7 protein-coding genes are annotated in these 12491 nt (G+C 30.3%); 5 read left to right on the top strand and 2 right to left on the bottom strand.

All coding sequences use genetic code 11. The annotated features are described in order from the left end of the window. The 4 genes from ACKTSW_RS00550 to ACKTSW_RS00535 all read left to right on the top strand — a co-directional run. Positions 1–4118, top strand: a 4118-nt coding sequence (locus ACKTSW_RS00550; protein WP_408023323.1) for a non-ribosomal peptide synthetase, incomplete at its 5' end; no start/stop codon positions are given. An 86-nt stretch (positions 4119–4204) separates the two neighbouring features. Further along, positions 4205–5806, top strand: a complete 1602-nt coding sequence (locus tag ACKTSW_RS00545) for an MBL fold metallo-hydrolase (protein WP_408023322.1) — start codon at positions 4205–4207, stop codon at positions 5804–5806. A gap of 25 nt (positions 5807–5831) precedes the next feature. Then, a complete protein-coding gene (locus tag ACKTSW_RS00540) occupies positions 5832–6803 on the top strand; it encodes a TauD/TfdA family dioxygenase (protein WP_408023321.1) in 972 nt (323 codons plus the stop codon). Between the two features lie 79 nt (positions 6804–6882). Further along, positions 6883–8139 (top strand): KamA family radical SAM protein, encoded by a 1257-nt coding sequence (locus ACKTSW_RS00535; protein WP_408023320.1) that lies wholly within the window; start codon positions 6883–6885, stop codon positions 8137–8139. A 73-nt stretch (positions 8140–8212) separates the two neighbouring features. Here the strand turns inward: ACKTSW_RS00535 and ACKTSW_RS00530 are convergent, their stop codons facing one another. Together ACKTSW_RS00530 and ACKTSW_RS00525 are read right to left on the bottom strand one after the other, a co-directional pair. Beyond that, positions 8213–9586, bottom strand: coding sequence for a sensor histidine kinase (locus ACKTSW_RS00530; RefSeq protein WP_408023319.1), 1374 nt, complete (start codon positions 9584–9586; stop codon positions 8213–8215). Next, the gene (locus tag ACKTSW_RS00525; RefSeq protein ID WP_408023318.1) at positions 9576–10940 is read right to left on the bottom strand and encodes a sigma-54-dependent transcriptional regulator; all 1365 of its coding nucleotides are present in this window, start codon (positions 10938–10940) and stop codon (positions 9576–9578) included. Before ACKTSW_RS00525 ends, ACKTSW_RS00530 begins: the two co-directional genes overlap by 11 nt. Before the next feature lie 289 nt (positions 10941–11229). On the opposite strand from ACKTSW_RS00525, the gene ACKTSW_RS00520 reads away from it, so the two are divergent. Continuing rightward, positions 11230–12474: an efflux RND transporter periplasmic adaptor subunit gene (locus tag ACKTSW_RS00520; protein ID WP_408023317.1), complete on the top strand. Its 1245-nt coding sequence runs from the start codon at positions 11230–11232 to the stop codon at positions 12472–12474. Positions 12475–12491: the final 17 nt, after the last annotated feature.

The raw sequence follows: 12491 nt of genomic DNA, 5'->3' as shown, positions 1-12491 counted from the left end.
CAAGTCCAACAGAAGAGTTTGTTAGAGAGTATGTAGCACCAAGAAATGAGACAGAACATGCGTTAGTAGCAATTTGGGAAGAAGTGTTAAACAAAGAAGGTATAGGAATTAAGGATAATTTCTTTGAGTTAGGAGGGCACTCGCTCAAAGGAATACAAATTGTTTCGAGGATTTATAAAGTATTTTCTAAAAAAGTTGAGCTGAAAAATATTTTCATGTATCCAGTTTTAGGCGACTTGGCAGATGTAATAATTAATGGTGATTTTGAAGAATATACACCAATTATAAAAGTAGAGGAACAAGAAAACTATCCACCATCATACCCACAAAAACGTATATGGATATTAGAAAAACTTGAGTCTTCAGGTGAAGTTTATAATATGCCATATAGTTATTGGATAGAAGGTGAATTAGATAAAGAGGTTCTAAAGCAAACTTTTGAAATAATTATTAATCGTCATGAAGTGTTTAGAACAGTTTTTATTGAGACGATGGATGAGCCACGTCAAAAAATTATACCTGTTGAAGATATAGATTTTGATATAGATTATGCAGATTTAAGAAATGAAGAAAACCCAAGAGAATTTGCTTTAAGTGTAGGACAAAATGCTGCTCAAGAGATATTTGATTTAGCAGAAGACTTACTTATAAAAGTAGGTTTATATCAAATAGCAGATTCAGAATACCTATTTTTATTTAACATCCATCATATTATAGGAGATGAGTGGTCATTACAAGTTTTAAATAAAGAGATTATTACTATATACAATGCACTCGTTAAAGGAGAAGTACCAGAATTACCAATTTTAAATATACAATACAAAGATTTTGCTGTTTGGCAACAAAATGAACTAAGTGGTGAGAATTTAAAACACCATAAAGGATATTGGATGAATAAGCTAGGAGGCGATTCACAACCATTAGACATTACGACAGATATGAAACGTCCAATCTCACGTAAATTTAATGGAGATAGATTGTATTTTAAAATCGATAAAGAAACAACTAAAACATTTCAAAAATTGTTGTCTGGTGAGAGTAGTACCTTATTTATGGGGTTATTAACGTTGGTGAAAACAATGTTGATTAGATACACCGAAAAAGAAGAACTAACAATTGGAACAGCAATTTCAGGAAGAAGTCATACCGATTTAGAAGATCAAATCGGATTTTACTCAAATACACTTGCTTTTAAAAGTAAATATCAAGAGAATGATTCATTTCTAAGCTTTTTACAAACGGTTAGAGCTACAGTTCTTGAAGCATTTGACCACCGAATTTATCCATTTGATAAATTAGTAGATGATTTAAAAGTAATACGTGATTTAAGTAGATCACCTATTCTTGATGTCATGGTGGTATTACAAGATGCCAATATGAATGAAGAAGAAAGTACAATGACATTTGAAGGAATAGAAGTTGAAGAAACAAATGTACAAGTACCGATAAGTAAGTTTGACTTGACCTATTATTTTAGAGAACGTGATGGAGAGTTAATTATGTCAATTGAATATGATACTGATTTATTCTTTAAAGAACGTGTTGAAAAAATGGGTGAGCATATAATTAAACTATTATCCACTTTAGTACAAAAACCTGAAACCGATATTTACAAATTAAACTATCTTTTAGAGGAAGAAGAGGAGCTTGTTGTTAAAAACTTCACAAGTAAAGAAGAAACTAATATTGTTGTTCCAGAACAAACACTAAATGAGTTATTCGAAATACAAGTTGCTAAACATGGAGATCGTATTGCCATAGTTGATGGAGAATATGAAATGACATATAAAGAATTAAATGAAAAAGCAAATAAGTTAGCACAATACTTAAAAAACAAGTACGATGCTAAACCAGAGGATATTATAGGGATAATTGCAGAACATAATGAATGGTTGGCAATAAGCATACTGGCCGTTGCAAAAACAGGAGCAGCATATTTACCAATAAATGTAAATTCACCTTTAGAACGAATCAATTATCAACTTACAGACGCAAATGTCAAATTAGTATTAACAGATTATTTTGAAGATAATCTTTCTTCAGAAATTTTCAAAGTACCCCAAGAATGGTATCAGGTAGATAATTATCCTGTGACAAACTTTAAAAATGAAGGTACACCTAATAATTTAGCATATGTAATATATACATCAGGTTCTACAGGTAAACCAAAAGGAGTAATGGTTGAGCAATCTGGGTTAATTAATTTATGTGATTGGCATACAGAATACTATGGTTTAACATATGAAAGTAAAGTAAGTATGTATGCAAGTATAAGTTTTGATGCAAGTGTTTGGGAGTTTTGGCCAGCTATTTTAAATGGTGCTACCATATATATGTCTGCTGAAAAGCAAAGAACAGGTTTTGATAACTTAATTGATTGGATTCATGAAAAAGAAATAGATCAAGTATTCTTGCCTACAGCAGTATGTAAATTCTTACAACAATCTGGCAAAGAAATCAACCCTAATGTTAAAATTCTTACAGGAGGAGATACTTTAGGAACGCTTGAAGATGTACCATTTACTCTTTATAATAACTATGGGCCAACAGAAACGGTTGTAGTAAGTACAGTATTTAAAGTAGATGAAGTATTCGGAGATAAAGACATTCCAATTGGTAAACCAATTAAAAACAAAGAAGCATATATTTTAGATAAACATCTAAATCCAATGCCAATAGGTTTTGAAGGAGAACTTTATATTGGAGGTGCTGGTATCGCTAGAGGATACATAAATAATGAAGAATTAACCAATAAAATGTTTATTCCAAACCCATTTGGAGAAGGACGTTTATACAAAACAGGAGATGTTGTAAAATGGTTAGCAGATGGAAATATTGAATTTATTGGACGTAACGATGCACAGGTAAATATTAGAGGGTTACGTATAGAATTAGGTGAAATTGAAAATAACTTAGCAGCACACCCAGATATTAATCAAGCATTAGTCAATGTATTTAAAGAAGCAGAGGATGAATATTTAGTAGCATACTTCATATCGGATGAAATCTTAGAAAAGAGTGACCTAAAAGAGTATTTAAAAGATTTTCTACCGTCGTATATGATTCCTGAGTATTTTATTCAAATAGAAAAATTTCCACTAACACTTAATGGGAAAATTGATAAAAAAGCATTGCCAAAACCAACTGAAATATCGACAACCAAATATGTAGCACCAACAAACGAAAGTGAAATAAAAATGGTGGAAATTTGGAAGAATATTTTAGATCGAGAGGAAATAGGTATTGAAGATAATTTCTTCGAAATTGGTGGACACTCTATGAAAGCACTTCAAATGGTGTCGAGAATAAATGAAGAAATGGATTTAAGATTAAATCTAGGAGATGTGATTAGTGCCCCTTACATCAAAAACTTAGTAGAACTTACCAATACTTCTCAAGTAGAATTTAATAATATTATTACACTAACAGATAGTATTGAAGAAAGAGAAGATATATTCTTTTTACCGCCGTTAATGGGAACCTCTTTAGCATATTTGGGAATTGTAAAATTATTAAAAGATGATTTTAACTGTTTTGGAATTCAAGATAATGGATTTGATTTTGATGAACCTTTTGATAAGAGTTTAGAAGATAAAGCCTGGAACTTTTCTAGACAAGTAATGGACAAGCACACACCGAAAAAAATAACTTTAATCGGATTTTCATTGGGCGCAAGTTTGGCGTTTGAAACAGCTAAAATATTAGAAGAAAAAGGATATCAAACACGATTACTTCTAATAGATAGAAATATTAGTAGAAGAAAACCAAAACTTACAGAAGAAGTAAAACAATCTACTCAGAATGAATTAAATTACCTAGAAGGATGGTTAAGAAATTTTGAATACAATGAAGAGCAAACTACACGTATTCGAAAATTATGGAAAAACAATATTGAGCTCAATAATAAATATAAGCAACGTGGAAAAATAAAAGGAGATATTATTGCTTTCAAAACAAAGAAAAACATAAGTAATAAGTTTTTAAATATGAAAGATTGGGAAAAGTATACTAAAGGGAATTTTGAACACTTCTATCTTGAAGGGAACCATTATGATGCTATCCAATTAACTAAGAATATTGAAATCATAGCACAAGAGTTATTAGCAATTACAGTGTAGCTCAAAAAACAAAAACCATCTTTTTAAAGACACCAATTAGCTAACTTAATTTATTATATCAAAGAAATAATTATTATAAAAGATACATGGAAAACAAAAAAGTATATCTAAAACCTAATGTAGTTTTAGAACCATTAATAGACAAATGGTATGCCTGGACACACTTAATTTATCCACCAACATCTGCGATGAATATAAAGTCAAGACATCTAAAAATCATGAATTCTTACGTACAAGCTCCAAATATCCATATGGCAGCTACACGAAACCCTAAAATGTTAGGAGGCCCCTTTATGAATTATAATTCAAACAGAAAGGAAGAAGTAAGTGAATTAATAACACAAGCTTTTGAAGAACGAAAACCAATGTTAGAATTAGCAGAAGCTATTCATGAATTAACAAGGTTATTAGAAGAGCATGGAGACGGTCATTCATTAGAACCTTTATATGAAAAGGTACCAGAAATATTAAAAGGATATGTAGAACTTAATTATGATCTTAATGGAAACCCCTCCTTTAGAATATTTGAGAGTCTTATGTACAAAAGTGAATATTATAATGAAGATGCACAAAGTATAATACTTTGGTTAACTGAAAACGATGAGCGTCCATTTGTATTAAGCACAGCAAGATTACCAGAGAAAAATTGTTTAGAAATTAATATACCGTTTGCTAGTAAAGCTATCGATAAAATGTGTAGCATGAGAAATAAAGCTGATACATTAGACGATTTACTAAAAGACTTTAATATAGGAGATGATCAAAAAGAATTATTTGAATCATTCTTTACTACAGAAAAACCAGAAAAGTATAAGAAATATACGGGTGATAAAATTAGAATGCGTTACTACGGTCATGCTTGTATTCTAATTGAAACTAAAGATATTTCCATATTAGTAGACCCTGTGATAAGTTACTACGGGTATCAAAATGAAGTAAATAGGTATTCATTACAAGATTTACCAGATGAAATTGATTATGTATTGATAACACACAATCACCAAGATCATATTTTGTTTGAAACAATGTTAAGTTTACGTCATATGGTAAAAAATATTGTAGTTCCTAAGGGAGCTATAGGTAATCTTCAAGATCCAAATTTAAAACTTATGTTAAAAACAATTGGTTTTGACAATGTACTAGAATTAGGAGATATGGAAACGATTGAAGCTAACGATTGTAAAATTACAGGTATTCCTTTTTTAGGAGAGCACGGTGACTTGGATATTCAAGCAAAAATATGTTATGCAGTAAGTATTGGAAAGCACTCAATGATGTTTATGGCAGACTCATGTAACATAGAACCAAAACTATATGATATTGTAGCAAAACATATTGGCTCTATAGATGTTATATTTTTAGGAATGGAATGTGATGGAGCCCCTTTTTCATGGGTATACGGACCGTTAATAGAAGGAGAAGTTGATAGAGAAGTTGATAATACAAGAAGACTTGCAGGATCAAATTTTGAAAGAGGAAAAGGATTGGTAAAATCATTCAATCCAAAAGAATTATATGTCTATGCTATGGGATTAGAACCTTGGGTAGAATTCATCAGTAGTGTTCGCTACAACGAAGAAGCACATCCTATAGTAGCCTCAAATAATCTTATCAATCATTGTAAAGAAAATAATATACAAGCAGAACGATTGTACGGAGAAAAAGAATTACACTACGAAATTGACTAATAACCATAAAAACGAATCAGAGAAAATGAAAACATTAATATCACATGAAGACATTATAGTAGAAGAAGACAAATATCCAATGACTATTACTTTTAAAAATGGTAGTATGGATAAATTTTTAACGTATTATGAAGAAAATAAAGAGGTCATTGAAGATCGGTTAATGAATGTTGGCGCTATTCATGTAGTTGGAATCAATATAGATGATGTAGACAAGTTTGGAAGTTTAATGAAGAAGTTATGTCCAAAGGCACCAGCTTTTTTAGATGGAAACTCTTCAAGAGGAAAATACTCATCTAATGTATATAATGCCTCAGAATATGATGAAGCTTCTATAGTACGCTTGCATACAGAATTTTCATACTCTAATTTATATCCTAAAAAAATATTCTTTTGCTGTCAAACTCCTGCAACTACCGGAGGAGAAACTACTGTAGGAGACTGTAAAAAAGCGTTAGAGTTACTAAAACCAGAAGTAGTTGAAGCATTTGAAAAAAAAGGAATCACATACATAAGAAATTTACATTCAGGAGCAGGTTTAGGTCCATCGTGGCAAGAAGCATTTGAAACTGAAGATAAAGCCTCAATGGAAGCTTATTGTAAAGAAAATGGAATAGAAGTAGATTGGAAAAAAGATGGTATAGTTAGATTAACGCAACATAGGCCAGCAATAAGAAAGCACCCTATAACAGGGGACCGATTATGGTTTAATCAAGTAGATCAATTTTATCCAGCAGCCATGTACGAAGAAGAAATATATGATACGCTATTACTAATGAATGGAGGAGAAGAAGATGCATTACCTATGTTTTCTCGCTTTGCAGATGGTACAGAAATAAAAAAAGAATATATAGAAAACATTATCCAAGTACTAGATGATATTACAATACCTGTACCTTGGCAAAAGGGAGATTTATTGATGGTAGATAATATGACAGCATTACATGGAAGATTACCATTTACAGGAGATCGAAGTATTTTGGCATCGATGGGGTAACTCTATTACACATAAACTAACTACTCAGCATTCCAAAATAATAGATGTTGTTAAACATATATAAACCAAAAAACTGAACATGCAGAAATTTAAATCATATACATTAAATAAACTCGAAAAAATACCTCAACTAAGTAAACTTAGCAAAGAGCAAATAGAGGAAATAAAAATTGTTAGCTCAATTTATCCTTTCAAAACGAATAATTACGTATTGGAAAATTTAATTGATTGGGATAATATTCCCAATGACCCGATATTTCGCTTGAACTTTCCCCATAAAGAAATGTTAACTCTAGAACATTTTCAGCTATTAAAAGAAATTAGAGCTACAGGAACTAAAGAGGAGTTAAAAGAGGTGATTTATAATATTCGAATGGAACTAAATCCACATCCAGCAGGACAAACAGAACTAAATGGAGCTTTTCTTGAAACAGAAAAGTTAGAAGGAATTCAGCATAAATACAAAGACATCTTATTATTTTTTCCAAGTCAAAGTCAAACTTGCCATGCATATTGCACATTTTGTTTTCGATGGCCACAATTTATTAATGATTTAGATTTTAAAATTCAGTCAAAAGAAATAGATCCACTTCTAAAATACTTAAGTGAAAATCCTCAAATATCGGAAGTATTATTTACAGGAGGAGATCCAATGATTATGAATTCTCGTGTGTTAGACTCATACATCGAACCACTACTTAAAGTAGAGAGTATCAAAACCATACGTATTGGAACAAAAGCGTTAAGTTATTGGCCATATAAATTTACAACAGATGATGATGCAGAAGGAATGTTGAATGTATTAAGAAAAATAACAAAAGCAGGAAAACATTTAGGATTTATGGCTCACTTTAATCACCCAAAAGAATTAGAACCGCCTGTGGTAAAAGAAGCGATAGATAAATTAAGAGAAGTTGGTGCAGTTATTCGTACACAATCACCGTTATTAAGATTTATAAATAATAGTGCGGAAATTTGGACGACGATGTGGGAAAAGCAAGTGCAAATGAATTGTATTCCTTATTATATGTTTTTGCCAAGAGATACAGGTGCACAACACTACTTTGCAGAAACCTTAGAAAATGCACATAAACTTTATACAGAAGCTATTAGAAACTGTTCAGGGTTAGCATCTACAGCGAAAGGACCTGTAATGTCTATGACAAATGGAAAAGTAGAAATTTTAGGAGTTAAAGACAATTTATATACCTTACGTTATGTAAAACATCGAGATTACTCTAAAACATTTAAAACATTTATAGCAGAGCCTAGAGCATCTAATCCAATGTGGATTGATGATTTAGTTGAAGTAAAAACAGAAGTAGTTAATTATTAATTTTTTCTATTAAAGATAATATATAAAAAAGAAGTCTAAACATATAGCTTAAAATGTTAGACTTCTTTTTGTTTTATGTATATTTAGATAAAAACTTTATAGTGAAAATGGTCTGTTTTCCTTCTTCTGATTTTACAGATAATGTTCCGTAATGCAATTGCATAATTTGTTTAGAAAGACTTAATCCAATGCCAGTACCAACCTTTTTGGTAGTAAAAAAAGGCATAAAAATCTTATCAATAGCTTCAGGAACAATTCCTTTACCATTATCTATCACAGCTATGAAAGGGTTTCCCTTTTCGTCTTTACCACTTGTAATTTTAATTTGTGCATTCTTAAAGCCTTCATTTGCTTGAATTGCATTTTTTACAAGATTGATAATAACCATTTCGAGTAGATTTGAATCTCCTTTAATCTTTACTTCTTCAGAAGGGATTGCATATTCAAACTTAATCCCTGCATTACTTACTTCAGAAGCTAATAATTGACATGTTTTCTGAATGAGTTCATGTAAATTAAGTTGTTCAAAATTGGGTTTAGGAAGATTAGAGTAGGCACGATAAGAGTCAATAAATTTTATCAGTCCATCAGTTCTATTTTCAATAGTGGATAGACCTTCTTTTAAATCTTCTACACTTTCTTCGGGTAATATATATTTGTCAGTCTCCAATATTAAATCTTTGTCTAAAATTTCACAAAGTGTAGCATTAAGAGAGCTAATTGGTGTAATGCTATTCATAATTTCATGACGTAAAATCTTAATAAGGTTTTGCCAAGATTCAATTTCTTTTTGTTGTAATTCTGAATAAATATTTTGAAATGTAAAAATTCGAACAGTTTTATTTTTAATCTTTAATGAAGTAGAGCGAATAATTAGTTGTGTATTATCAAGAAAGTCTAATAAATAATTAGTATTTGAACTAAAAGAATTTAAAATTTTATACAAGCGTTTATCAACAGGTTTGAGTTCATTAATATGTTTAATTCTTCTCAGATTTATAATTTTTTTAGCACGTTCATTAACCAGTACAACACTTCCATCGTTGTGTACTACCATTAAGCCTGTGTTTACTTGTTGTAAAATAGTTTTTAAATATTGCAAGTTTTCCTCTTTAGAAGCACGTTCTTTTCTAAAAGCAGCTAAAATAGAATTAAAAGAGTTGTTTAATCCTTTAAAATTTTTATCTAAATAATCATCAGATGAGAATTTTAATACAAAATCTGCGTACTTAATAGAATCAATAAACCGTTCTAGTTTCTGATTTGTTTTTGCAATAAAAAGATATAAATATTTAAATAAAATTACCCCAGTAATAGCACATAAAATAGCACCAAAAATAGCAGGGAAATTACCAATAACAATAATTAGATATAGTGTAGCAGTAAAGCTTAGGCAAATGCCAAAAAGATAAATAATTATTTTAAATTGAAACCTATTAAAGATCATATTTCTTTAATCTTCTGTAGAGTGAAGCTCTAGTAATTCCTAATTGTTCTGCAGCAGATGAAATATTACCCTCATGTGTGGTCATTACTTTTTTAATATGTTGTTTTTCAATATCGTGAAGCGTTGTAGCGTCCCATGAGTCATCTGTAGTTTCTGAGGCGATGTTTTGTTTTTTTAGATGAAAATCATCTGTATATAATAACGTCGTATTACTCATAATTACAGCACGTTCAATAGCGTGTTGTAGTTCACGAATATTACCTGGCCAAGAATAATTTTTTAATTCAGAACAAGCACTTTTATGAAATCCTTCTAATTTTTTCTGATACTTTTTAGAGTATTGTTTTAAATAATAATTAGCTAATAACAAAATATCATCTTTTCGTTTTCGTAATGGAGGTAAATCAATTTCTATTGTATTAATTCGGTACAACAAATCTTGTCTAAATTCTTTTTTAGAAATCATGTCAGAAAGTGCCATATTAGTAGCGCAAATCAAACGAATATCAATAGGTGTTTCTTTAGTACTACCAACCCGAACAATTTTTCTACTCTGTAAAGCGGTTAATAATTTTGATTGAAGGTGTGGAGATAAATTACCAATTTCATCTAAAAATAGAGTCCCACCTTGTGCAAGTTCAAAACGTCCAATACGATCTTCATGTGCATCAGTAAAAGCTCCTTTTTTATGTCCAAATAACTCACTTTCAAACAAAGTGGCACTAATAGAACCTAAATCAACACTAACAAAAGGAGCATTAGCTCTGTTAGAATGTTTATGAATGGCTTTTGCAATTAATTCCTTTCCAGTTCCATTTTCACCTAAGACAAGTACATTGGCATCAGTGGCAGCAATCTTCTCAATTATATTAAAAATTGCCATCATAGGTTCGCTCTCACCAATAATTTCAGGGAATTTTTGTTGATAATTGTTAGTGGAAGAAAAAATAGGTTCACTTTTTTGCTTTTGAATGGCATCTTTCAATGTTTTCAGGAAAGCTTCATTTTCCCAAGGTTTCAATACAAAATCTGTAGCTCCCATTTTCATAGCTTTTATCGCTAGTTGAATATCACCATAAGCTGTCATCATTACAACAGGTAGTGTAGCTTCCATATTTTTAACTCTTTGTAACCAATCAAATCCTTCTTTGCCACTACTAATATCTTTCGTAAAATTCATATCTAATAATAAAACATCAAAAGAGTGTTGTGCTAAAATACTTGGAATTTTTTCTGGGTTAGTAGTGATTTCAATATGAGCAAAATAACGCTTTAAAAATAATTTTGCAGCTACAAGTATATCGTGATGATCATCAACGATTAAAATACTCCCAGATTTTTGTGGTGTAGCCATATTGTAACTTTTTTAAGCATCTTTTTTTAAAAAAAAACATTTAAAAAGATGTGAAAACAAAAATACACTTTTATTCAAGAAGCTTATTAAGTTAATTACTTTTCGAACGATAAATAAAGGTTTTTTTATTCAAGAATATAAAATAAAACCGTTCGAATTCGAACAAAACTGTTCGAATTCGAACAGCTAGTAAATAAAGTTTTTTTGTGTAAGATGTTGTATATGAGTTAATAGTGAAAATGGCACGTATGTTGCTAAATGTGGTAAGAAAAATAAGGAGTATAAAAGTATGGATAAAAAGATTACAAAAAAAAAGTGGACAAATAAAAAGATAACTTCTATTGTATTAGGTGTTTTCTTTACAGGTTTTATTTTATACTACTTCTTATTACGTGAAAATAAATCTACATTAAAAATAGACCCAGCTAAAATAGCATTTTCAAAAGTAGAACGAGGCGATTTTCAGGAATATATTATACAACTTGGAGAAGTAATCCCTGGTAGAATTTATTACCTTGATGCTGTTGAGGGGGGGAATATCACAAAAATTTTTAAGGAAAGTGGTGCCGAAGTTAAAAAAGGAGATAAGATTCTAGAATTAGAAAACATCAATTTACGATTAAGTGTTTTGAGCCAAGAAAATTCATTAAATGAGCAAATTAACAGAATTCGTACAACACGACTTCAATTAGACCAAAATTTCTTAACCAAGAAACAAGAATTGGCACAAATTGAAAATCAATTGCAAATTTTAAAACCGCAATTTAAAAGAGATAGTATCTTATATAAGAAACTGCTTATTTCAAAACAAACTTTTGAACGAACTGAAGCAGATTATAAATATAATGTAAAAAGAAAAATATTTACATTAAAAGCTTTTGAGAGTGATTCTACAGCACGTGTATTACAATTAAAACAATTGCGTTCATCAGAAGCAAGTATGTTAGAAAATTTAGAAGGAGTCCGTCAAATATTAGACAATCTTATTATTAAAGCACCAATTGATGGACAGTTATCTTCTCCACAATTGCAAGAAGGTCAAAATATTAATAAAGGAGAACGTGTTGGGCAAGTTGATATTACAGGCGTATATAAAGTAAGAGTTCCAATAGATGAGTTATATTTATCTAAAATAAAAAAAGGCCTTCGTGCAACAACTGAAATAGCAAAAAAAGTTTATGAACTTCAAATTACTTATGTTTATCCAAACATTACAAACGGTAGGTTTGATGTGGATATGCAGTTTGTGAAAGAAATTCCTGAAAGTATTCGAAGAGGACAATCGTTAAGATTAAAAATAGAATTAGGAAATCCATCAATTGCTACATTGATACCTGTAGGAGGTTTTTACCAAAGTACAGGAGGAAATTGGATTTTTGTAGAAGATGGAACAAACAAGGCTGTAAAAAGACCAATACGACTTGGAAGACGTAATACAGCTCACTATGAAGTTATAGATGGGTTAAACCCAGGAGAACGTGTTATTATTTCTTCATATAGTACCTTTGGAGAAAATGAAGAATTAATCTGGTAATTAAATAATTAATATAA

The sequence above is a fragment of the Tenacibaculum sediminilitoris genome (assembly GCF_964513795.1).
In the GTDB taxonomy this organism is placed as follows: domain Bacteria; phylum Bacteroidota; class Bacteroidia; order Flavobacteriales; family Flavobacteriaceae; genus Polaribacter; species Polaribacter sediminilitoris.
This window is presented reverse-complemented; position numbering and strand designations above follow the sequence as displayed.

Coding starts and splice junctions, on each gene's coding strand:
- ACKTSW_RS00520 (WP_408023317.1), top strand. CDS start 11,230: ATGGATAAAAAGATTACAAAAAAAAAGTGGACAAATAAAAAGATAACT.
- ACKTSW_RS00535 (WP_408023320.1), top strand. CDS start 6,883: ATGCAGAAATTTAAATCATATACATTAAATAAACTCGAAAAAATACCT.
- ACKTSW_RS00525 (WP_408023318.1), bottom strand. CDS start 10,940: ATGGCTACACCACAAAAATCTGGGAGTATTTTAATCGTTGATGATCAT.
- ACKTSW_RS00530 (WP_408023319.1), bottom strand. CDS start 9,586: ATGATCTTTAATAGGTTTCAATTTAAAATAATTATTTATCTTTTTGGC.
- ACKTSW_RS00540 (WP_408023321.1), top strand. CDS start 5,832: ATGAAAACATTAATATCACATGAAGACATTATAGTAGAAGAAGACAAA.
- ACKTSW_RS00545 (WP_408023322.1), top strand. CDS start 4,205: ATGGAAAACAAAAAAGTATATCTAAAACCTAATGTAGTTTTAGAACCA.